The sequence below is a fragment of the Stenotrophomonas sp. STEN056 genome (assembly GCF_056759635.1).
On sequence record NZ_JBRRDL010000031.1, the window covers coordinates 1 to 22,103 of the forward strand.

General features: G+C 66.4%; 16 protein-coding genes. 9 read left to right on the top strand and 7 right to left on the bottom strand.

Translation table 11 applies throughout. The features are described 5' to 3' along the window. Positions 1-108: 108 nt before the first annotated feature. The 5 genes from ACVOLO_RS14545 to ACVOLO_RS14565 form a co-directional block, all read right to left on the bottom strand. Positions 109-594, bottom strand: a complete 486-nt coding sequence (locus ACVOLO_RS14545; RefSeq protein ID WP_481571029.1) for a hypothetical protein — start codon at positions 592-594, stop codon at positions 109-111. A 49-nt stretch (positions 595-643) separates the two neighbouring features. Then, complete coding sequence (locus ACVOLO_RS14550) at positions 644-943, bottom strand: LysM peptidoglycan-binding domain-containing protein (protein WP_481571030.1); 300 nt, start codon at positions 941-943, stop codon at positions 644-646. Between the two features lie 104 nt (positions 944-1,047). After that, positions 1,048-1,863, bottom strand: a complete 816-nt coding sequence (gene queF, locus ACVOLO_RS14555) for an NADPH-dependent 7-cyano-7-deazaguanine reductase QueF (RefSeq protein ID WP_481571031.1) — start codon at positions 1,861-1,863, stop codon at positions 1,048-1,050. Positions 1,864-2,016: 153 nt separating this feature from the next. Continuing rightward, positions 2,017-2,727, bottom strand: a complete 711-nt coding sequence (locus ACVOLO_RS14560) for a YceI family protein (RefSeq protein ID WP_481571032.1) — start codon at positions 2,725-2,727, stop codon at positions 2,017-2,019. 90 nt (positions 2,728-2,817) lie between these two features. Then, positions 2,818-3,408: a malonic semialdehyde reductase gene (locus ACVOLO_RS14565; RefSeq protein WP_481571033.1), complete on the bottom strand. Its 591-nt coding sequence runs from the start codon at positions 3,406-3,408 to the stop codon at positions 2,818-2,820. A 133-nt stretch (positions 3,409-3,541) separates the two neighbouring features. Between ACVOLO_RS14565 and ACVOLO_RS14570 the strand changes: the two genes are divergently transcribed. The 5 genes from ACVOLO_RS14570 (at position 3,542) to ACVOLO_RS14590 (ending at position 7,792) form a co-directional block, all read left to right on the top strand. Further along, a complete protein-coding gene (locus tag ACVOLO_RS14570; RefSeq protein WP_481571034.1) occupies positions 3,542-4,513 on the top strand; it encodes a mitochondrial fission ELM1 family protein in 972 nt (323 codons plus the stop codon). A 154-nt stretch (positions 4,514-4,667) separates the two neighbouring features. After that, the gene (locus ACVOLO_RS14575; RefSeq protein WP_481571035.1) at positions 4,668-5,537 is read left to right on the top strand and encodes a DUF2145 domain-containing protein; all 870 of its coding nucleotides are present in this window, start codon (positions 4,668-4,670) and stop codon (positions 5,535-5,537) included. Further along, positions 5,534-6,061: a hypothetical protein gene (locus tag ACVOLO_RS14580; protein WP_481571036.1), complete on the top strand. Its 528-nt coding sequence runs from the start codon at positions 5,534-5,536 to the stop codon at positions 6,059-6,061. Before ACVOLO_RS14575 ends, ACVOLO_RS14580 begins: the two co-directional genes overlap by 4 nt. A gap of 31 nt (positions 6,062-6,092) precedes the next feature. Further along, entirely contained in the window at positions 6,093-6,608 is a 516-nt protein-coding gene (locus tag ACVOLO_RS14585; RefSeq protein ID WP_481571037.1) for a hypothetical protein, read from the top strand. Positions 6,609-7,240: 632 nt separating this feature from the next. Beyond that, the gene (locus ACVOLO_RS14590) at positions 7,241-7,792 is read left to right on the top strand and encodes a queuosine precursor transporter (protein WP_481571038.1); all 552 of its coding nucleotides are present in this window, start codon (positions 7,241-7,243) and stop codon (positions 7,790-7,792) included. A 39-nt stretch (positions 7,793-7,831) separates the two neighbouring features. On the opposite strand, the gene glnE is transcribed toward ACVOLO_RS14590, so the two are convergent. Then, positions 7,832-10,654, bottom strand: coding sequence for a bifunctional [glutamate--ammonia ligase]-adenylyl-L-tyrosine phosphorylase/[glutamate--ammonia-ligase] adenylyltransferase (gene glnE / locus ACVOLO_RS14595; protein ID WP_481571039.1), 2,823 nt, complete (start codon positions 10,652-10,654; stop codon positions 7,832-7,834). Between the two features lie 284 nt (positions 10,655-10,938). On the opposite strand from glnE, the gene ACVOLO_RS14600 reads away from it, so the two are divergent. Continuing rightward, positions 10,939-12,453 carry an acetyl-CoA hydrolase/transferase family protein gene (locus ACVOLO_RS14600; RefSeq protein WP_481571040.1) on the top strand — a complete coding sequence of 505 codons (1,515 nt, stop codon included), beginning with the start codon at positions 10,939-10,941 and terminating at the stop codon, positions 12,451-12,453. Positions 12,454-12,629: 176 nt separating this feature from the next. On the opposite strand, the gene ACVOLO_RS14605 is transcribed toward ACVOLO_RS14600, so the two are convergent. Beyond that, entirely contained in the window at positions 12,630-13,946 is a 1,317-nt protein-coding gene (locus ACVOLO_RS14605; protein WP_481571041.1) for a M20 family metallopeptidase, read from the bottom strand. A gap of 484 nt (positions 13,947-14,430) precedes the next feature. On the opposite strand from ACVOLO_RS14605, the gene ACVOLO_RS14610 reads away from it, so the two are divergent. Genes ACVOLO_RS14610 through ACVOLO_RS14620 form a run of 3 tightly spaced genes read left to right on the top strand, consistent with a single transcriptional unit; the run spans position 14,431 to position 22,058 of the window. After that, positions 14,431-15,657, top strand: a complete 1,227-nt coding sequence (locus tag ACVOLO_RS14610) for an efflux RND transporter periplasmic adaptor subunit (protein WP_481571042.1) — start codon at positions 14,431-14,433, stop codon at positions 15,655-15,657. Positions 15,658-15,704: 47 nt separating this feature from the next. Continuing rightward, positions 15,705-18,929 carry an efflux RND transporter permease subunit gene (locus tag ACVOLO_RS14615; protein ID WP_481571043.1) on the top strand — a complete coding sequence of 1,075 codons (3,225 nt, stop codon included), beginning with the start codon at positions 15,705-15,707 and terminating at the stop codon, positions 18,927-18,929. A gap of 9 nt (positions 18,930-18,938) precedes the next feature. After that, complete coding sequence (locus ACVOLO_RS14620) at positions 18,939-22,058, top strand: efflux RND transporter permease subunit (RefSeq protein WP_481571044.1); 3,120 nt, start codon at positions 18,939-18,941, stop codon at positions 22,056-22,058. Positions 22,059-22,103 lie beyond the last annotated feature (45 nt).

The window sequence follows — 22,103 nt, forward strand, 5'->3', positions numbered from 1 at the left end:
CGCTTCCCGATTCCCCAACTCCCAATCCCCCCCACAAAAAAGGCGCAGCCAACTGGCTGCGCCCATGCGTTCACCGGCGGGAGAGAGGCGTCGGCGAACGCCCCTGCCTCACTTCACCTCGAACTGCTGCGGCATGCCTGCCGCCTTGCCATCAACGGTAACCTCAGCGGTGTACTTGCCCGCCGGCCAGCCACTGGCCTTGGTGAACTCGATGTTGGTGGTGCCGGCGTCGGTGGTGTTCAGCGCTGCGCTCTGCTCGCCGGCCACCTGGCCATCCTGATAGGTCAACTTTGCCGCCACGTTGACGTTGTTGGCGGTGCCGCTGGTCTTGACCGAGACAATGATCTTGTCCTTGGTGCCAAGCATCGCAACCGGGGCCACCGACTGGTCGGCGCCCACCGCGTTGCCCACGGTCACCGAGGTGACGCTGACCGCAGCCGGCGCGGGTTCGGCCATCGGAGCCGGGGCCGGTGCAGGCGTGGTTGCCGCCGGCGGCGGAACGACTTCTTCGGCTTCCTTCTTCTTGCAGCCAACCAGGGCGACGGTACCTACCACGGCGATCATCAGGGCACTGCTGAGCGAAGTCTTCTTCATGGATTGCTCCGGGACGTATTTGGGAATGGACAACACAACGGCGCGGGCATCAGCCCTGGCGCGCGGGGATCTTCAGTACCTGGCCGGGCTTGATCCGGTCCGGGTTGTCGAGGACGTCACGGTTGGCGTCGTAGATCTTCTTCCACGCGTTCCCATCGCCCAGCAAGCGCTTGGCGATGGTGGAAAGGTTGTCGTCCTTCTGGACCGTGTACTGCTGCTCGCCGACGATCTCTTCGGTGCTGGTCACCGTGGCGGACACATCGGAGAAGTCGGCCTTCGGCACGATCTGCTCGGTGCTGGAAACGCTGGAACTGACGTCGGAAAAATCGGCCTTCTTATCGGTACCCATCCAAGCCACTCCGCTTCTTGACTGGCGACCACGATTGCACGCCGCCTGTTAAGGATTCATCGCGCTGGCGTAAAGCCAGCGTGCGGAGACAGCCTCGGTTTGGTTTATTGACGCAGTTCGCGGATTGGAGCGGCCTGGCCGGCGTGCCCCGGGGTGTAGCGACGCGGGTTGATGTCCAGGCCACCACGGCGGGTATAGCGGGCTTCCACGTCCAGCCATGCAGGGGTACAGCGGCGCATGACTTCCAGGAAGATGCGCTCCACGCACTGTTCGTGGAACTCGGCGTGGTCACGGTAGCTGACCAGGTAGCGCAGCAGGCCTTCGCGGTCGATGCGCGGGCCGTGGTAGCGCAGGCTGACGCTGGCCCAGTCCGGCTGGCCGGTGACCGGGCAGTTGGATTTGAGCAGGGCCGAGGTCAGGGTTTCGCTGACGATGTCGCCTGCATCGGCGGACAGGAAATCCGCGTTCGGCGGGCCATAGCAGTCGATGTCCACGTCCAGGTGGTCGATGGTTGTCCCCGGCGCGTCGGCAAACACCGGCAGGCCAAACTCGACCCGGACATCGGCGCCGGCACAGGCGGACAGATCGGTGGCAATGCGCTCGCGCACGGCCTCGGCGCGGTTGAAGCGGGCACTGTTGAGCGAGTTCAGGTACAGCTTGAGCGACTTGGATTCGACCAGGTTCGGCGAGCTGCCCGGCACCCACAGCGTGGCGGTGTCCACGCAGGGCTTGCCACGTGCGTCCAGCCATCCCAGTTCATAGGCATGCCAACGGTCTTCACCGTCAAAGGGCAAGGCAGTACCGTGCAGCCCGATCTCGGCCCGTGCGCTGGCACGCGGAATCGGGAACAACAGGCTGGCGTCGTACTGCTGGGGATAGGCGACCTCGCGGCCGAGGCTGGATTCTTGTGGGCTGTTCATCGGCGCCATTGTAAGTGGGCATTGTTGAGCGCCGGATTTATGGCAACGCCGTGCGACTGTTCCCCTGGCCTGCGCGGCAACGCAAAGGCCCGCCATTGCTGGCGGGCCTTTGTTTGTTGCAACTGCTGCCGGCGCTGGGCCGGCAAGGCCCGATTACTCGGCCTTGGCTTCCTCAGCCTTCGGGATGATGGCTTCGGTGGTGATGCGGACCTTGACGTCATCGCTGACGTTCGGGGCATAGGCGCCCATGCCGAACTCGCTGCGCTTGAAGCTGGTGGTGGCGTCAAAGCCCACCGACGGCACCTTCATCATCGGGTGCTCGCCGGCACCGTTGACGGTCACATCCAGCACCACCGGCTTGGTGACGCCCTTGACGGTCAGATCGCCGGTGACGGTCAGCTTGTTGGTGCCGGCCGCTTCCACCTTGGTGCTCTTGAAGGTGGCGGTCGGGAACTTGGCCGCGTCAAAGAAATCGGCGCTGCGCAGGTGCTCGTCGAACTTGGCGGTGAAGCTGTTCAGGCCCGACAGCGGCAGGGTCACTTCCACGGTCGACTTGGTCACGTCGGCGGCGTCGTACACCAGGGTGCCGGCGGCGTTGCCGAAGTGGGCGGTCGGGTTGGAGAAGCCCAGGTGGTTCCACTGCACCAGCACGTCGGTGTGGGTCGGGTCGAGCGTGTAGGTGCCGGCGGCAACCTGGATGGCAGCAGCTTCCGGGGCAGCCGGAGCAGCGGCAGCGGCGTCGGCCGGAGCGGCGGTTTCAGCCGGGGCGGCGGCCGGTGCGGCAGCCTGATCGGCCGGCTTGGAGCAGGCGGTGATGGCGGCGGTCAGCGCCAGCGGGAGCAGCAGCTTGGACAGGTTGGACATGGGAATCTCCTTGAATGAGGTAATCAGAACGGGATGAGTTTCAGCAGGGCCAGCTTCAGCCGATGTGACGAAAGCCGCCGGTGGAACACTTCAGTCGATGCGCGCGGCTTCGTCGAAAGACAGACGCGGCAAACGCGGGAAAACGCCGGCAGGGTCGCCATAGCCCAGGTTGACGAGGAAATTGGACTTGATGGCGGTGCCGGCAAAGAACGCTTCATCCACCTTGGCCGGATCGAACCCGGACATCGGGCCGGCATCCAGGCCCAGGGTGCGTGCCGCCAGGATCAGGTAGGCCCCCTGCAGCGTGCCGTTGCGGAATGCCGCTTCGTGACGGCCTTCGCGCGGGCCGTCAAACCACGACTTGGCATCGGCATGCGGGAACAGGTACGGCAGTTTTTCGTGGAAATCCTGGTCAAAACCAATGATCACCGTGACCGGCGCGGCCAGGGTCTTGGCCAGGTTGCCTTCGGACAACGCCGGCGCCAGCTTCTGCTTGGCTTCAGCGGATTTGACGAACACAAAGCGCGCCGGGCTGGCGTTGGCCGAGGTCGGGCCCCACTTCAGCAGGTCGTACAACGCGCGCAACTGGCTGTCTTCGACCGGGCGGTCCAGGAACGCATTCTGGGTACGGGCGGTGCGGAACAGCTGGTCAAGCGCGGCATCGGTGAAGACGTCGGACATGGAAACTCCGTGATGAGTGGGCTACGGTCGTGGCATTCCCTCGGGAAGCCCCGGACAATGGCAGAGCCAATGTGCAGGGCGCAGTGTAGGCGCCAGCGACTGTTGCAACACCCGGACTTTTTGAAACGAATTAATGCCATACGCGAAACGATCGACGCTTCCCTGGACGATCACTGACGGCCGCGCCGGCAATGTACGGCAGGCCGTGGCGCTGGCCGCTGCACTGCGCCTGGGCGGGCAGCAACGTCTGCAGCTGCTTCCGCGTGCGCCCTGGCGTTGGTTCACGCCGCGCCTTGTCCCGGGCGCACGACAGGCCTTTGGCCCCGCGTTCCTGCAACTTGCCAGCCAGCCGCCGGGGCTGGCGATCGGCTGCGGCCGCCAGGCGGCCGGCGCCCTGCGGCTGCTGGGCCAGCACGGCACGCGCACGGTGCAGATCCTGGACCCGCGCATCGGCTCGCGCCATTGGGACGTGCTGGTGGTGCCGGACCATGACCGCCTGCGTGGCGAGAACGTGCTGACGCTGCTGGGCAGCCTGAATCCGGTCAGCGACGACTGGCTGGCCTGGGGCCGGGCGGCATTTTCCAGCTTCGAGCAGTTGCCCGGGCCGCGCACCGCCCTGCTGGTCGGCGGCCCCACCGAACATGCGCCCTGGCGGGAACCGGAGATGCAGGCGCTGCTGCAACAACTGGCCGCGCGCATCCGCGCCGACGGCGGCAGCGTGCTGGCCACCACCTCGCGCCGTACACCGCGCCCGGTCACCGATGCCCTGCTGCGCGCCTTTGACGATGTGCCGGGAGTGATCTGGAGCGATGGTGGCGATGGCTCCAACCCCTATGCCGGCCTGCTCGGCTGGGCCGACCGCATCATCTGCACCCCCGATTCGGTGAACCTGCTGTCCGAAGCCTGCGCCACCCGGGTGCCGGTGGGCGTGCTGCTGGGCCAGCGCGCGCAGGGGCGGATGGCACGCTTCCAGGCATCGCTGCGGGCGCGTGACCGGCTGCAGGACGGGCTGGATGCCCTGGATGCCGGTTCCTCGCAGACCATTGAGCCACTGCGCGAGACCGAGCGCATCGCCGCCGAGGTGAAGCTGCGGCTGGGGTTGTGAGGAACCGCTGCAGGAGCGGCCTTGGCCGCGAAGCCGGCGCAACTTCCGCATCGTCATTCCCGCCTTCGCGGAAATGACGGCAAAGACAAACGCAGCGCAAGCTCCCCCGCCACCTAACGAATCTTTCGCAATCTCCATGCAAGGATGCGCGCCGATGAAACATCGCACGACACATGCACTGATCGCTGGCCTCGGCCTGGCGATACTGACCAGCACCGCCTTCGCACAGCCTGTGTGCGCACCGCGCTATCCGCCGCCGACCACCATCGCAGCAATGTTCGACATGGCCGCGGTTACCGCCGACACCCTCGATGCCCTGCCCGATGTGGATGTGGCCGTTGCCGCGCGCGGTGGCCAGGACCTGAGCAAATACGGCCTGCGCCACAGCCACCTCGCCTTTCTGGTCCGCAATGACCAGGGCAGCTGGGACGTGGTGCACCTGCTCAACCGCTGCAAGACCGACGCATCGGACCTGTACCGCGAAGGCCTGGTGAACCTGGTCGGCGAAAGCTCGATCACCACCGACCTGCGCGTGGGCATCCCCACTGCCGCCGTGCGCACCGCATTGAAGACCCTGCTGGCCGGCGCAGCGCCGCAGGCCCGGGCGCTGCACGAGCCGCGCTACAGCATGCTGGCCTACCCCGGCAGCACCGACTACCAGAACTCCAACCAGTGGATCCTGGAAGTCACCGCCGCAGCGATGGCGCAGTCGGGTGACGGCACGGTGCTGGACGACCGCAAGCACACGCTGGAGTGGCTCAAGCAACATGGCTACACGCCCAGCCGCATGCATATCGGCATCGGCAAACGCCTGGGCGCGCGGTTCTTCGCCGACAACGTGGCGGTCACCGACCACCCGGCCAGCGAGCGTATTTCCGGCAACTATTCGGTGGTGACGGTGGAGTCGGTGTTCGACTTCCTGCACCGCAGCGGCGCCCTGGAGCGCGAGTTGTCCATCCCCCACCAGACCCCCGTGCCGGCCGTGACCGGCGCGGCATCCCCATCACAGGAGTCCTCCCCATGAAGCATCTGATCCGCAGCAGCGCGCTGGCCTTCGCCGTGGTCGCCAGCCTTGGCCTTGCCAGCACCCCCGCACAGGCCGATGGGCTGAACCTCAACGGCTCGCAGGGTTCGGTGCTGGTGGCCGGCTTCAGCGCGGTGATGGTGGTGTCCGGGCCGATGTTCCTGTCCGCCGCCGGCGTGCGCGGCGCGGCCGACATGTCCAAGGAATCAAGCGAACGCCGCCAGGAGAAGCGCCGCCTCAGCGCGGGGCAGCTGCCGGACCTGGAGGTCAAGTCGATCGAAACCGCGGCCGACGGCGGCCGCCGCGTGGCCCTGGAAGACCCCGCCAATCCGGAGAACCGGGCCACGCTGGAATGGCCCAAGCGCGAGGATGATCCCGCCGCCGGATTCACCGTGGGCGCGATGGTCGCCTTCCAGCCCAGCCCGCAGGGCGCGGGCTGGATGCTGCGCAATACCGAGGGCACGGCACTGGCCTTTGTCCCGACCATCGAGGCGGTGGATGAAAGCCGTACCCGCACCCTGTAAACCCGCCGTTTCCCGTTACCCAGGCATGTCCATGAAGAACCCGCTTACCCTGCTTGCCGCCAGCCTCGCCGTGACCTGCCTGCTGGCGGTGGCACCGGCGCGCGCCGGCGAAGGCATGAACACATCCGAGGTCAGCACGCTGGTGGTATCGGCCGGCGCATCAATGCTGGTGTCGGCGCCGTTGTTCCTGGCCGCCGGGGTGAGCAGCAAGGCCGGCGAGTCGTCCACCCAGGCACGCAATGACCGTCAGGCACGGCGCCTGACCGCCGGCCCGCTGCCGGACATGCAGGTCAAGTCGATCACCGCAACGGCCGAGGGTGGCCGCACCGTGGCACTGGAAGACCCGGCCAACACCGAAAACACCGCACAACTGCAATGGCCGCAGCGCGAGGACAACCCGGCGGAAAACTTCGTCGTCGGCCAGACCGTGGCCTTCACCCCCAGCCCACAGGGTGCCGGCTGGATGCTGCGTGCCGAGGACGGCGCGGTGCTGACCTTCGTACCGACAATCCAGGCAATGGAGCAGAGCCGCACGTCGACGCTGTGAGTTGCTGAAGCAGCAGATCGGCCGGCGTAGGTGGGGGCGGATGCCAGAAGCCCAAAGCACCCTCTCCCCAACCCCTCTCCCGTAAAGGGAGAGGGGCTTTGGGATTGCCAAGATGCCAATTACTCCCTTCTCCCGCTTGCGGGACGACAACTCGGCAGGATTGCCGAGTTGTACGGCGAAGCCGCCCGAAGGGTGAGGCACATGGATGTGCCGAATACAGGTGCCCACAGAGCCTGCCCCCGCGAAGGCGGGGGGCGGATGAGGCTGCTTTGGGAGCAACAAGCTCAATAGCCACCCTCTCCCCAACCCCCGCTCCGCGCCCCGGCCCTTGCGCTGGCGCAAGGTCGTTCAAGGAGCAGCGAACCAGTGGTTCGCAAGCTGCTCCTTTCACCCCGCGGGGGGAGAGGGGCTAAAGCGGGACGCACCGCCTTCCGCTTTTTTTTCAAGCCCCGCCCACTTTTTTACCAAGCTCCCCGCACGGGTCCACCCTCACAGAACGCGCTGTTTCCGCGCGTTGACATGCCCGACAGGCTTGGCCGGGTACAATTTCGCCCTGCGCGCCTGCCGGTTCCGGCTTGGCCGCCCTTCTTTCTCTTCTTCTGCGGCACCTTGCAGTGCTGCCTGTGCCGTCCATGTCCTCGCATCCGTCCACCCGCTTCGCGCCGCTCACCCCCACTTCGCTGCTGCTCGCCGTGCTGGCGATGGGCGCGGTGGTGCTGGGCTCGAACGTGCTGGTGCAGTACCCCATCAATGACTGGCTGACCTGGGGCGCGTTCAGTTATCCCATCGCCTTTCTGGTCAGCAACCTGATCAACCGCCGCTTCGGGCCGCAGGCCGCACGGCGCGTGGCATGGGCCGGTTTTGCGGTGGCCGTGGTGCTGTCGATCTGGATTGCCACGCCGCGTATCGCGGTGGCCTCGTGCTCGGCGTTCATCGTCGCGCAGTTGCTGGACATCACCGTGTTCGACCGCCTGCGCGCCGGCAACTGGTGGCGCGCGCCGATGGTGGCCACCACCTGCAGCGCCACCGTGGACACCGCGATCTTCTGGTCCATCGCCTTCGCCGGTTCGTCGCTGCCGTGGATCAGCTGGGGGCTGGGCGACCTGGCGGTGAAGCTGGCCATCGGCGTCTGCCTGCTGGCACCGTTCCGCGCCTTGCTGTGGAAGATGGCGCCGGCGCGCTGACCTTCAGCGCCGGGTTCGGCGCTGATTCCCATTGACTACTTACGCGTGCTTGCCGGGCTCGAACGGCAGGCCCTTGGCGATGGCCGCCGCGGTGATTGCCGCGCATGCCGCTTCAATCTCCGGCGTGGGCACGGCCATGCGCGCGCGTCGGTCCAGGGTGCAGGACAACCCGACATCCAACAGCGTGGCGTGTGCGTCGTGCAGGGCCATGGCGGTGTCGCTGGGCAGCCAACCGGATGCGGCCAATGCGGCGATCAGGAACGGCGTTTCGCGCGGCTCGGACAACGCGGGATTGCGCGATGCACCGGCCAGCACGCCGGTCTGCAGCACGAATTCCAGATCAACCAGACCACCGGCCCCCTGCTTGAGATCCAGCCGCGCCGCATCGCTGCGGTCCAGTTCGGCGCGCATGCGTGCGCGCATTTTCAGCACGTCGCCGAACAAGGTGTCGTGGTCGCGTTCGCGGCCAAGCGTGGCCGCGCGCACCTGCTCGAAGTCGGCCAGCAGCGACGCCTCACCGGCCACGCCGCGCGCACGCACCAAGGCCTGGTGTTCCCAGGTCCAGGCACGCTCGCGCTGGTACTCGGTGTAGCTGGCCAGTGACGACACCAGCGCGCCCTTGCCGCCATCCGGGCGCAGGCGCACGTCGATGTCGTACAGGCGGCCCGCGGCGGTGACTGCCGCCAACAACGCCATCACCTTCTGCGCCAGCCGCGCGAACCAGCGGCCGCTCTCCAACGGACGCGGGCCGTCGCTGGCCTCGGCTTCGGGCGGATGCGCGTACAAAAACACCAGGTCCAGATCCGAACCGAACCCCAATTCCAAGCCGCCGAGGCTGCCGTAACCAATGATCGCGAAGCGCCCGCCAGGGACTTCGCCATGGGCATGGGCCATGTCGGCGCGCGCCATTTCCAGCACCGTCACCACCACGGCATCGGCAAGCTGGGCGAGTTGCCGGGTGCAATCCACCGCACGTTGCCGGCCATCGTGGAACGCCAGTGCCATGCGGAAGCTCAACGCCAGGCGCACTTCGTTGAGCGCGCGCAGCGCCGCTTCCGGATCGTCGATGTGCAATGCGGTGGCACAGGCGTCATGCATCTCCTGCGCGTCGGGCATGGGCCCGGCCACACGCGTGTCCAGCAGTTCGTCCAGCAACAACGGGAAAGCGACCAGACGTTCGGACAACAGCGCGCTACGCGCCAGCACGTTGACCAGCCGGGTCAGCGCGCTGGGTTGCTCGTCGAGCAGGGCCAGATAGCTGGTGCGGCGCAGGATGGACTGCAGCAGGCCGAGCACGCGGCGCAGTGCGGCGTCCGGTTGCGGTGAGCGCGTCGCCGCCAGCAGCAGCGCCGGCAATACGCGGTCCAGCCGCGCGCGCGCGTTGTCCGACAGCGACTTCACGCCGAGTGACTGCGCAAATTCGCGCAGCGACTGGTCGGCACCGTTGGCGTCGGCGAAACCGGCTTCGGCCAGCACCTCGGCACTGCCGCCACCGGGCAGCACGCGCCAGTAACTGGCCAGCGCATCGGGCGCGGCCTGGCCCTTTCGCGGTGCCAGCAGCGCGCCGAACTCGGTGCTCACGCGCTCACGCTGTTGATCCAGCGCGTGCAGCAGCGCATCCCAATCGGCGTAACCCAATCCCAGTGCAATGCGCGCGCGGTCCAGCGGGTCGGTGGGCAGGCAATGTGTCTGCGCATCACGCAGCATCTGCAGGCGGTTTTCCACCCGGCGCAGGAAACGGTACGCGGTGGTCAGGTCATCACCATCGGCAGGCGCCATCTGCCCGGCGGCGACCAGCGCGCACAGTGCCGGCAGCAAGCGGCGTTCGCGCAACGCGGCTTCACGCCCGCCACGGATCAGCTGCAATGCCTGGGCAAGAAACTCGATTTCACGAATGCCGCCCGGGCCGCGCTTGATGTCATCCAGCCGGTCCTTGCGCGCGACCTCGGCGGTGATCGCCGCCTTCATTTCGCGCAGGCCATCGAGCGCGGTGAAATCCAGGTAGCGGCGGTAGACAAACGGCCGCAGCGTCTCCAGCCAGGCCTCACCGGCGGCGATATCGCCGGCCACCGCACGCGCCTTGATCCACGCATAGCGTTCCCAGTCGCGGCCTTCACGCTGGAAATACTGGTCCATGCCGGCGAAGGACAGCGCTACCCGCCCGGCCGTGCCGAACGGACGCAGGCGCAGATCAACGCGGTGACTGAAGCCTTCGGCGGTGGTTTCGTCCAACAGCCGTGCCAGCCGCTGGCCCAGCCGCGCGAAATATTCCTCGGCCGCCAGCGGGCGGGCGCCGTCGGAGTCGCCGTTGTGCGGATAGGCGTAGACCAGATCGATGTCGGAGGAGAAGTTCAGTTCACCGCCGCCCAGCTTGCCCAGGCCGAACACCACCAGCTGTTGTGCGTTGCCGTCGGCATCACGCACCACGCCGTGGCGGCCGGCGAACTCCTGTTCCAGCGCGGCCAGCGCCAGCTGCAGGCAGTCCTCGGCCAGCGACGTGGCACCGGCCAAGGTGGCGTCCACATCGTCGGCGCCGGTCAGGTCACGCCAGATCAGCCGCGTGGACGCCGCCGCGCGGTAGCGGCGCAACTGGGTTGGCCAGGCGCTGGGCTGCAGCGGGTCCAGTTCGGGCCTGGGCAGCGGCGTGGGATCGGGCTGGGCCAGCAAGGCCAGCAGCTCGGGCTGCCGGCACAGGGTGTCGATGGCGAAGTCGCTGGTGACCGCCAGCTGCCGCAGGGTGGCGTCGAAATCCGGGGATTGCGGCCATTGCGCCGGGTCCGGCACGGCAAGCGTGAGGCGGGCGATGGCGCGGTCAACGACCGGCGTGACGTATTCAGGCAATGCGGGGGCGGGCAGATTCATGCCGCCGATTCTGGCATCTGGCCGGGGCTGCGGTCGCCCCGTGCAGAAGACGGGCAATAAAAAAGCCCGCTGACAGCGAACTGCCAGCGGGCTTTGCTCCCTCCCCCACGTCGGGATGCAGGGCGATCGTGCGGGGAGTTCGGACAAGTTGCACGCTGCAGTGCAAAACAGTACTTGCCGGTACAAGAGCCCCGGATCGGCAAAGACCATCCCACCAAGGTAGAACACCCCTGTTCACGGCGAACGGCGATAATCGGCCATTCCCCACAAGAATCCGTCGTCGTATGTCTGTCGAACGCATCCTGGACGCGCGCCTGCGCGACCGCATCGTTTCCGCTGAACAAGCGGCCGCTTTCATCCAGCCGGGTGAGACCGTCGCCATGAGCGGTTTCACTGGTTCCGGCTACCCCAAGGCCGTGCCGCTGGCACTGGCGCAGCGCATCGAAGCGGTGCACGCGCAGGGCCTGCCGTTCCAGATCAAGCTGATGACCGGCGCCTCCACCGCGCCGGAACTCGATGGCGCGCTGGCCAAGGCCGACGGCCTGGCCATGCGCATGCCGTTCCAGAGCGACCCCGATGCCCGCAAGCGCATCAACGACGGCAAGCTGGACTACATCGACATCCATCTCTCGCACGTTGCCCAGCATGTGTGGTTTGGTTTCTACGGCGAGATCGATACCGCGGTGATCGAGGTGTCGGCCATCCGCGAGGACGGTGCGCTGGTGCCGTCCACCTCGGTCGGCAACAACAAGACCTGGCTGGACCTGGCCAAGAAAGTGATCATCGAGGTCAATGAGTGGCAGCCCGAGGGCATCGAGGGCATGCACGACATCTATTACGGCACCGCGCTGCCGCCGCACCGCAAGCCGATCCCGCTGGTCCACGCCAACGACCGCATCGGCCAGACCACGCTGGACATTGATCCGGCCAAGATCGTGGCGGTGGTGCGCACCAATGGCCCGGACCGCAACAGTCCGTTCAAGCCGATCGACGCGGAAAGCAAGCTGATCGCCGGCCACCTGATCGAATTCCTCAAGCACGAAGTGGCCAAGGGCCGCCTGCCGCAGAACCTGCTGCCGCTGCAGTCGGGCGTGGGCAACATCCCCAATGCGGTGCTGGCCGGGCTGGCCGACAGCGGCCTGCGCGGGCTGACGGCGTTCACCGAGGTGATCCAGGACGGCATGCTCGACCTGCTCAAATCCGGTGTCCTTGAATACGCCTCGTGCACCGGCTTTGCGTTGAGCCCGGAGGCCAACGAGGAGTTCAAGCGCAACATCCATTTCTATCGTGACCGCATCATCATGCGCACGCAGGAGATGTCCAACCATCCGGAGCTGGTGCGCCGCCTGGGCTGCATCGGCATGAACGGCATGATCGAGGTAGATATCTACGGCAACGTGAACTCCACGCACGTGATGGGCAGCCGCATCATGAACGGCATCGGCGGTTCGGGCGACTTCACCCGCAATGGTTTCCTGTCCACGTTCCTGAGCCCATCCACGGCCAAGAACGGCGCCATTTCCTCGATCGTGCCGATGGTCAGCCACGTTGATCACACCGAGCACGACGTGTCGATCATCGTCACCGAGCAAGGCCTGGCCGACCTGCGTGGCCTGCCGCCGCGCGCCCGTGCACGTGTGGTGATCGACAACTGCTCGCACCCGGATTTCCGCGACCAGCTCAACGATTACTTCGACCGCGCCTGCCGCGACAGCTACGGCAAGCACACCCCGCACCTGCTGCCCGAAGCCCTTTCCTGGCACCAGCGTTACATCGATACCGGCAACATGAAGGCCTGAAACGGCGCAGTGCTGCAAACAGAAAACCCGGCATGATTGCCGGGTTTTCTGTTGTTGCGTGGTGCGGAGTGATGCTTCGCTGGTGCGCTTTCTTTGTAGAGCGGAGCCATGCTCCGCTGCGGCCTTGCCGGTAAGGCCGCTGCCGAACATGGCTCGGCACTACATTGTTTGCGGCGTTACTGAGTGGTACCGCCGTGCAGGTAATCCAGCGATACCTGCAACAGCGCGCGCAGGCCCACGTCCAGTGCCTTTTCGTCGAGCAGGAATTTGGGCGAGTGGTTGCTGGGCGCGGTGGCCGGGTCGATGCCCTGCGCCGTTGAACCGACGAAGAAAAACATCGACGGCACCTGCTGCGCGTACAGCGAAAAATCTTCCGAACCCATCTGCAGCGGCGGCTCGTAGACATTGGCCTTGCCCACCACCGCCTGCAGGCTGGGCAGCATGCGCGCGGTCAGTGCCGGGTCGTTGACCGTGGCCGGGTTGCCGTCCTTCTCGTAGATTTCCGTGGTCGCCGTGGCGCCATGCGCGGCGGTGGTGTGTTCGGCAACATTGCGCAGGTCGGCGAATATCTGCTGGCGCATGTCCGGATCAAAGGTACGGATGGTGCCGACCATCTCCACCGAATCGGGAATGATGTTGTAGCGGATGCCGCCCTTGATCGCGCCAAAGGTGACCACGGCCGGCTGCTTGGACAGGTTGGCGCGGCGGCTGACGATGGTCTGCGCGGTGCCGATCAGATCGGACGCGGCAACAATCGGGTCAACCCCATTCCACGGCGCCGAACCATGCGTCTGGCGGCCATGCACGGTGATGCCGAAGCGATCGGACGCGGCCATCAGCGGGCCACCGCGCACGGCGATCTGCCCGGCCTGCACACTGGAAAACACATGCAGGCCGAACACCGCCTCCGGCTTGAAATCCTTGAACAACCCTTCCTTGAGCATGAGATCGGCACCGCCCTGTTCCGGCGGCGGCGCGCCTTCTTCGGCCGGCTGGAAGATCAACATCACCTCGCCGGGCAGCTTGTCGCGCATGGCCACCAGCGCATCGGCTACACCGAGCAGGGTGGCCGTGTGTGCATCGTGACCGCAGGCGTGCATCACTCCAACCTGCTCACCGCGGTATTCAGCAGTGGCCTTGGAGGCAAACGGTAGCCCGGTTTGTTCAGTGACCGGCAGCGCATCCATATCCGCCCGCAGCGCGATCTTCGGGCCGGGCAGGCCGCCCTTGATGATCGCGACCACCCCGTGCACGGCAACGCCGGTCTGCGGCTGCAGGCCCATCGCACGCAGGCGCTCGGCGACCTTGGCGGCGGTACGTTCCTCGCGGTTGGACAGCTCCGGGTGCTGGTGGAAATCACGGCGCCAGTCCACCACTTTCTGCTGCAGGCGCGTGGCCGCAGCGGCCACCTCGGGGCGCTGGGCCTCCTGGGCCTGCGCCAGCGGCGACAGGGCGCACAGCAGCGCGGACAGCAACACGGTCTTGCGGGCCATCGGCAACTCTCCTTGGGACGGGGATGTTGGAGTGACTGTAGGGCAGTTGGCCGGGGAATCCGATGGGAGGATTCTGGGTTTGGGGTGCCGGGGGGGGGGGCTTGGCTCTCTCACCCTCTCCCCAACCCCTCTCCCGTCAAGGGAGAGGGGCTCTGTGTCATGCGAGCTGAAGCAATATCGGCAACTGCAGCTTCAAAGCCCCTCTCCCCTTGCGGGGTGAAAGGAGCAGCTTGCGAACCACTGGTTCGCTGCTCCTTGAACGACCTTGCGCCAGCGCAAGGGCCGGGGCGCGGAGCGGGGGTTGGGGAGAGGGGCGCCTTTTGAACACCCCAAAACCCACGTCAACCCAATCCCCTGTGGAACGTTCATCACTTGTCGCGGTCTGAGCGCGTGGCCCATCGGTCATGAGCCGGCGCCGTACACCACGGCGGTATCCTCTATGGCTTCGCCGTTTCCCCCCCCTCGGTTCCTCAGGAGTTTTCGCATGTCGCGTTTCTGGAAGATCGTGCTGCTGGTCATCGCAGTACTGCTCGTGGCCGGGATTGGCTATCGGGTGATGGGGGGCGGCAAGCAGAAGGCGGACGCACCGGCAGCAGGCATGACCGGCGCGGGGGCAGGCAGGGACAACGCGCCGGTGCCGGTCACCGTGGTCGCAGCCGAGCGCAGGAACGTGCCGGTCTATGTCACCGCACAGGGCACCGTGGCCGCCTACAACACCGTCACCGTCAGTCCACAGGTGGGCGGAGAACTGTTGAGCGTCAATTTCCGCGAAGGCCAGGCGGTGAAGAAAGGCGACCTGCTCGCGCAGATCGACCCGCGTACCTTCCAGGCACAGTACGACCAGGCCATCGCCAGCAAACGCCAGAACCAGGCGCTGCTGGCCACCGCGCAATCCAACTTCGAGCGCTCCAATTCGCCGGAATACCGCCAGTTCGTCGCGCAGACCGACCTGACCACGCTGCGCAACCAGGTGGCGCAGTACCAGGCCGCGGTCGCCGCGTCGCAGGCCTCGGCCGACCAGGCCAAGGTGCAGCTGGATTACACCCGCATCACTTCGCCGATCAACGGCATCACCGGCATCCGTGCGGTGGACCCGGGCAATGTGGTCAGCGCCGGCAGCCAGATCGTCACCGTCACCCAGCTGCAGCCGGCCTATGTGGTGTTCAACCTGCCCGAGCAGCAGCTTGATGCGGTGCGCACCGCGCAGCAGGCCGGGCCGCTGCAGACGTCCACGCTCGACCGCGAGGGCGGTGCGGTGACCAACGCCGACGGCAGGCTGCAGGTGGTGGACAACCAGATCAGCAGCAACAGCGGCACATTCCGCCTGCGCGCCGAATTCCCCAATACCGAGTCCGCGCTGTGGCCGGGCCAGTTCGTCAACGTGCGCATGCAGCTCAACGAACTGCCCGACGCGGTGGTGGTGCCGGCCGAAGCCGTGCAGCGCAGCAGCACTGGCGATTTCGTCTATCTGATCACGCCCGACAGCACCGTCACCCTGCGTGACGTGGTGCAGGGCGGCCAGGTGGACGACAGCCATGTCGTCATCAGCAAGGGCCTGCTGGCCGGCGACAAGGTGGTCACCGAAGGCCAGTTCCGTTTGAAGGAAGGCAGCAAGGTCACCCAGCTCGCTCCGGGCCAGGCGCCGCCGGCGCCCACCGAAGAGCAGCTCAAGGCAGCCAGCCAGAAGGGCCGTGGCGGACGGCCGCGCTGACGCGCCGCTTACCGCCCCGCCCTCTCCCCCCGCACCAGGAATCGCCCGTGGGCTTCTCGACCATTTTCATCCGCCGCCCGATCGCCACATCGTTGTTGATGGTCGGCCTGATGCTGTTGGGCATCCTTGGCTACCAGCGCCTGCCGGTTGCCGCCCTGCCCGAGATCGAAGCCCCCAGCCTGGTGGTGAGCACGCAGTACCCCGGTGCCAGCGCACAGACCATGGCCTCGCTGGTGACCACGCCGCTGGAGCGGCAACTGGGCCAGATTTCCGGCCTGGACATGATGACCTCCGACTCCTCGGCCGGGCTGTCCAGCATCGTGCTGCAGTTCTCGATGGAGCGCGACATCAACACCGCCGCGCAGGATGTGCAGGCGGCGATCCGCCAGGCCACGCTGCCCAGCTCGCTGCCCTACCAGCCGGTCTACAACCGCGTTAACCCGGCCGACGCGCCAATCCTCACCCTCAAGCTGGCCTCGGACACGCGCCCGCTGCGCGAGGTCAACGACCTGGCCGATTCGGTGCTGGCCCAGCGCCTGTCGCAGGTGGACGGCGTGGGCCTGGTCTCCATTGCCGGCAACGTGCGCCCGGCCGTGCGCATCCAGGCCAACCCGGCGCAGCTGGCCAACATGGGCATGACCCTGGAAGACCTGCGCAGCGCGCTGACCCAGGCCAACGTCAACGCGCCCAAGGGCTCGCTCAACGGCAAGACGCAGAGCTACACGCTGTCCACCAACGACCAGCTCAGCGACGCGGCCGACTACAACGACATCATCATCCGTTACCAGAACGGGGCGCCGGTGCGCCTGCGTGACGTGGCCAAGGTGGTCGATGGCGTAGAGAACGACCAGATCGCCGCGTGGGCCGACGGCAAGCCGGCGGTGCTGCTGGAAGTGCGCCGCCAGCCCGGTGCCAACATCGTCAAGTCGGTGGAGAACATCCGCCAGATCCTGCCCAGCCTGCAGGCCATGTTGCCGGCCGACGTGACGCTGGATGTGTTCTCCGACCGCACCGTCACCATCCGCGCCTCGGTGCATGACGTGCAGTTCACGCTCATCCTCACCATCTGCCTGGTGGTGGCGGTGATCTTCGTGTTCCTGCGGCGCCTGTGGGCCACGGTGATCCCCTCGGTGGCGGTGCCGCTGTCGCTGCTGGGCACGTTCGGGGTGATGGCCTTTGCCGGCATGTCGCTGGACAACCTGTCGCTGATGGCGCTGACCGTGGCCACCGGCTTCGTCGTGGACGATGCGATCGTGATGATCGAAAACATCGTGCGCTACATCGAACAGGGCAAGGACGGCCAGGAAGCGGCGGAAACCGGCGCAAGGGAAATCGGCTTCACCGTGCTGTCGTTGACGGTGTCACTGGTGGCGGTGTTCCTGCCGTTGATCCTGATGCCGGGTGTCACCGGCCGCTTGTTCCATGAGTTTGCCTGGGTGCTGACGATTGCGGTGTCGATCTCGATGCTGATCTCGCTGACGCTCACGCCGATGATGTGCGCCTACCTGCTCAAGCCCGACGCCCTGCCCGAAGGCGACGACGCCCACGAGCGTGCCGCCGCTGCAGGCAAGGTCACCGCCTGGTCGCGCCTGGTCCACGCCTACGAACGCAGCCTGGACTGGGTGCTGCGCCACCAGCCGCTGACGCTGGGTATTGCGCTGGCTTCGGTCGCGCTGACCGTCGTGCTGTACATGGTCATCCCCAAGGGCCTGCTGCCCGACCAGGACACCGGCATGATCACCGGCGTGGTGCTGGCCGACCAGAACGTGGCCTTCGACCAGATGCAGCAGCGCACCCAGGCCGTGGCCGCCGCGCTGCACCAGGATGAAGCGGTGAGTGGCGTGGCCGCCTACATCGGTGCCGGCAGCATGAACCCCACGCTCAACCAGGGCCAGCTGAGCATCGTGCTCAAGGACCGTGGCGACCGCGACGGTTTGGATGTGATCCTGCCGCGCCTGCAGGCCGCTGCTGCGCATATTCCCGGCGTGGCGCTGTACCTCAAGCCGGTGCAGGACGTGACCCTGGACACGCGCGTGGCCGCCACCGCGTACCAGTTCTCGCTCTCGGACATGGACAGCACCGAGCTGGCCGCGCAGACCGACCGCGTCACCGATGCACTGCGCCGTTTGCCCGAGCTGGCCGATGTGGACAACAACCTGGCCAACCACGGCCGTGCGTTGCATGTGGAAGTGAACCGCGACAAGGCCGCGCGTTACGGCGTGCCGATGCAGACCATCGACGACACGCTGTACGACGCCTACGGCCAGCGCCAGATCTCGACCATCTTCACCCAGCTCAACCAATATCGTGTGGTGCTGGAAGTGGCGCCGGAATTCCGCAACAGCGACGCGCTGATGAACCAGCTGGCCATCGGCAGCAACGGCAGCGGCACGCTGACCGGCAGCAACGCCACCATGCTGGGCCAGGTGAGTTCGAGCAACTCCTCCACCGCTACCGGCATCGGCAACAGCAACACCGGCATCGCCCTGGGTGCGGGCGGCAGCATTCCGCTGTCGGCCATTGCTACTGCCATTCCGGGCACCGCGCCGTTGATCGTCAGCCACCAGCAACAGCTGCCGTCGGCCACCATCTCCTTCAACCTGGCACCGGGGTATTCGTTGTCCGAAGGCGTGGACGCGATCAACAAAGCGGTCGCCGCATTGGAACTGCCGCAGCAGATGCAGGCGCAGTTTGTCGGCACCGCGGCGGAGTTCTCCAACAGCCAGACCGACGTGGTGCTGTTGCTGCTGGCAGCCATCGCGGTGATCTACATCGTGCTGGGCGTTCTGTATGAAAGCTGGATCCACCCGTTGACCATCATCTCCACCCTGCCGCCGGCCGGTGTCGGCGCGTTGCTGGCGCTGTACCTATGCGGCATGAGCCTGTCGGTGGACGGCATCGTCGGCATCATCCTGCTGATCGGCATCGTCAAGAAGAACGCGATCATGATGATCGACTTCGCACTGGACGCGCAGCGTGCCGGTGCCAATGCGTTCGATGCCATCCGCCGCGCCTGCCTGCTGCGTTTCCGCCCGATCATGATGACCACCGCCGCCGCCATGCTCGGCGCGTTGCCGCTGGCACTGGGCACCGGCATTGGTTCGGAACTGCGGCGACCGCTCGGCGTGGCCATCGTCGGCGGCCTGCTGTTGTCGCAGCTGGTCACGCTGTACACCACGCCGGTGATCTACCTGTACTTCGAGCGCTTCTCCGAATGGGCCGCCAGGCGCCGTGAACAGCGTGCCGCCGCGCGCCTGCAGACGGCCCGGTAACGCGCTGGCATGAATATCTCCGCGCCCTTCATCAAACGCCCCATCGGCATCGGCCTGTTGGCCATCGGCCTGTTCTTCGCCGGCCTGGTCTGTTACCTGCGGCTGGGCGTTGCCGCCCTGCCCAACCTGACCATCCCGGTGATCTTCGTGCAGGCGTCGAACATCGGTGCCGATGCCAACACCATGGCCTCGACGGTGACCGCGCCGCTGGAGCGTCACCTCGGCCAGGTGCCGGGCATCGACACCATGCGTTCGAGCAGCAGCGACGGCCGCAGCATGGTGTTCTTGATGTTCAACACCAGCCGCGACATCGACGCCGCCGCGCAGGACGTGCAGGCCGCGATCAATGCGGCCATGGCCGACCTGCCGGCCGGCATCAACACGCCCACGTATCAGAAGGCCAACCCCAACGACGATCCGGTGATCGCATTGGCGCTGACCTCGGACACGCAATCGGTGGCCGAGCTGTACAACCTGGCCGACTCGCTGCTGGCGCAGCGGCTGCGGCAGTTGCCCGGTGTATCGCAGGTGGATATTGCCGGTGCGTCCACGCCGGCGGTGCGCATCGACCTCAACCTGCGCGCGATGAATGCACTGGGCCTGAGCCCGGATGACCTGCGCAACGCCATGCGCGCGGCCAACGTCGCTTCACCGCTGGGCTTCCTCAGCGATGGCAGCACGCAGACCGCCATCGTCCTCAACGACCAGATCCGCAAAGCGCCGGATTTCGCCAACGTCGCCATCGCCACGCACGACGGCGCGGTGGTGCGGTTGAAGGACATCGCCACCGTCTACGATGGCCAGCAGGACGCGTATCAAGCAGCCTGGTTCAACGGCAAGCGCGGCGTGCTGATGTACGTGTACCTGCGCAGCGGCGCCAACCTGGTGGCCACCGTGGACCGCGTGAAAGACGCCGTGCCCGGCCTGTCCACCTACCTGGATGCCGGCACCACGTTGACGCCCTACTTCGACCGCACGCCGACCATTCGCGCTTCGCTGGCCGAAGTGCAGATCACCCTGATGATCAGCCTGGCGATGGTGATCCTGACCATGGCGCTGTTCCTGCGCCGGCTGGCACCCACCTTGATTGCGGCAGTAACAGTGCCGTTGTCGCTGGCCGGTGCCGCCCTGCTCATGAACGCGTTGGGCTTCACCCTCAACAACCTCACCCTGCTGGCGCTGGTGATCGCCATTGGCTTCGTGGTGGACGACGCCATCGTGGTGATCGAGAACATCATGCGCCACCTGGACGAAGGCGTGCCGCGCAAGCAAGCGGCGATGGCCGGCGCGCGCGAGATCGGCTTCACCATCGTCTCGATTACCGCATCACTGATCGCGGTGTTCCTGCCGATCATCTTCGCCCAGGGCATGATCGGCGCGTTCTTCCGCGAGTTCACGCTCACGCTTGTTGCCGCGATCATCGTCTCGGCCGTTGTTTCGCTGACCTTGACGCCGGCCCTGTGCGCGCGCTTCCTGCAGCCGCATTCGGCGCCGGTGAAGCCCTCGCGCATCGGCCCGCTGCTGGACCGCCTGCACGAAGGCATGCTGCGCATCTACACCGTTGCGCTGGACTTCGCACTGCGTCATTGCCTGCTGTTGTCGCTGACACCGCTGCTGTTGATCGGCGCCACGTTCTACCTGGCCGGCTCGGTCAGCAAGGGCTCCTTCCCCGAGCAGGACACCGGCCTGGTCTGGGGCCGCGCCAGTTCCAGCGCCACCGTCTCCTTCCAGGAAATGAGCGAGCGCCAGCGTCGCCTCAGTGACATGTTCCTGGCCGACCCGGCGGTGAAGATGGTGGGCTCGCGCCTGGGTTCCAGCCGCCAGGGCAGCAGTGCGCAGTTCAACATCGAGTTGCACACGCAGCAGGAAGGCCGCAACGAACCAACCAATGTCGTCGTCACCCGCCTGAGCACCAAGGCTGCGCAGTTCCCGGATCTGGATGTGCGCCTGCGCGCCATCCAGGACCTGCCCTCCGATGGCGGCGGTGGCGGCGGCCAGGGCGCGCAGAACCGCGTGACCCTGCAGGGCAACGACGCCGAGCAACTGGCCGAATGGCTGCCCAGGCTGGTGGAAGTCCTCAAACAAAATCCAAAGCTGCGTGACGTCGGCTCGGACGTGGACAAGGGCGGCCTGATGCAGAAGATCGTCATCGACCGCGACAAGGCCTCGCGCCTGGGCGTGAGCATCGGCGCCATCGACGGCGCACTGTATGGCGCGTTCGGCCAACGGCAGATCTCCACCATCTACGCCGACCTCAATCAATACGGCGTGGTGGTCAATGCACTGCCCGGGCAAACCGCCAGCCCGGCCGCCATCGAAGACCTCCAGGTGCGTTCAAGCAGCGGCCAGATGATCCCGCTGACCGCACTCGCCCATCAGGAACCGGGGCTGGCACCGTCGCAGGTGACCCACCAGAACCAGTACACAGTGATGGACCTGAGCTACAACCTGGCGCCGGGCGTGAGCAGCGGTGAAGGCGATGCCATCGTCAAGGCCGCCATCGCCGGCCTGCGCATGCCCGGCGACATTCGCCAGGCCGAGCGCGGCGGTTTTGGGCGCGCCATGGATCCCTCGGCAATGCTGATGCTGATCATCGCCGCCATCGCCACGGTCTACATCGTGCTGGGCATGCTGTACGAAAACCTCGTGCATCCGGTGACCATCCTGTCCACGTTGCCGGCGGCGGGCATGGGCGCGTTGTTGGCGCTGTGGGTGACCAATACCGATCTGTCGGTGATCTCGATGATCGCGCTGGTGTTGCTGATCGGCATCGTCAAGAAGAACGCGATCATGATGATCGACTTCGCCCTGGTGGCGCAGCGCGAGCATGGCAAGTCACCGGCCGAGGCCGTGCGCGAAGCCAGCATCGTGCGTTTCCGTCCGATCATGATGACGACGATGGTGGCCATCCTCGCCGCGTTGCCACTGGCCATCGGCCTGGGCGAAGGCTCGGAACTGCGTCGCCCGCTCGGCATCGCGATGATCGGCGGCCTGCTGATTTCGCAGAGCCTGACCCTGCTCAGCACGCCGGCGTTGTATGTGATCTTCTCGTGCCTGCAGCAGCACTGGCGCAACTGGCGCGCCCGCCGCAAGGAGCGCAAGCGCCTGCGTAAACTGGCGCAAGCATAAATGCATGCCAACAACAGATCAGGCACTCAGATGAGCGCATGCGTA

What these genes read in the sequence shown, in the direction of transcription:
- ACVOLO_RS14545 (WP_481571029.1), bottom strand. Translation starts at nt 594, where the DNA reads ATGAAGAAGACTTCGCTCAGCAGTGCCCTGATGATCGCCGTGGTAGGT.
- ACVOLO_RS14550 (WP_481571030.1), bottom strand. Translation starts at nt 943, where the DNA reads ATGGGTACCGATAAGAAGGCCGATTTTTCCGACGTCAGTTCCAGCGTT.
- queF (WP_481571031.1), bottom strand. Translation starts at nt 1,863, where the DNA reads ATGAACAGCCCACAAGAATCCAGCCTCGGCCGCGAGGTCGCCTATCCC.
- ACVOLO_RS14560 (WP_481571032.1), bottom strand. Translation starts at nt 2,727, where the DNA reads ATGTCCAACCTGTCCAAGCTGCTGCTCCCGCTGGCGCTGACCGCCGCC.
- ACVOLO_RS14565 (WP_481571033.1), bottom strand. Translation starts at nt 3,408, where the DNA reads ATGTCCGACGTCTTCACCGATGCCGCGCTTGACCAGCTGTTCCGCACC.
- ACVOLO_RS14570 (WP_481571034.1), top strand. Translation starts at nt 3,542, where the DNA reads ATGCCATACGCGAAACGATCGACGCTTCCCTGGACGATCACTGACGGC.
- ACVOLO_RS14575 (WP_481571035.1), top strand. Translation starts at nt 4,668, where the DNA reads ATGAAACATCGCACGACACATGCACTGATCGCTGGCCTCGGCCTGGCG.
- ACVOLO_RS14580 (WP_481571036.1), top strand. Translation starts at nt 5,534, where the DNA reads ATGAAGCATCTGATCCGCAGCAGCGCGCTGGCCTTCGCCGTGGTCGCC.
- ACVOLO_RS14585 (WP_481571037.1), top strand. Translation starts at nt 6,093, where the DNA reads ATGAAGAACCCGCTTACCCTGCTTGCCGCCAGCCTCGCCGTGACCTGC.
- ACVOLO_RS14590 (WP_481571038.1), top strand. Translation starts at nt 7,241, where the DNA reads ATGTCCTCGCATCCGTCCACCCGCTTCGCGCCGCTCACCCCCACTTCG.
- glnE (WP_481571039.1), bottom strand. Translation starts at nt 10,654, where the DNA reads ATGAATCTGCCCGCCCCCGCATTGCCTGAATACGTCACGCCGGTCGTT.
- ACVOLO_RS14600 (WP_481571040.1), top strand. Translation starts at nt 10,939, where the DNA reads ATGTCTGTCGAACGCATCCTGGACGCGCGCCTGCGCGACCGCATCGTT.
- ACVOLO_RS14605 (WP_481571041.1), bottom strand. Translation starts at nt 13,946, where the DNA reads ATGGCCCGCAAGACCGTGTTGCTGTCCGCGCTGCTGTGCGCCCTGTCG.
- ACVOLO_RS14610 (WP_481571042.1), top strand. Translation starts at nt 14,431, where the DNA reads ATGTCGCGTTTCTGGAAGATCGTGCTGCTGGTCATCGCAGTACTGCTC.
- ACVOLO_RS14620 (WP_481571044.1), top strand. Translation starts at nt 18,939, where the DNA reads ATGAATATCTCCGCGCCCTTCATCAAACGCCCCATCGGCATCGGCCTG.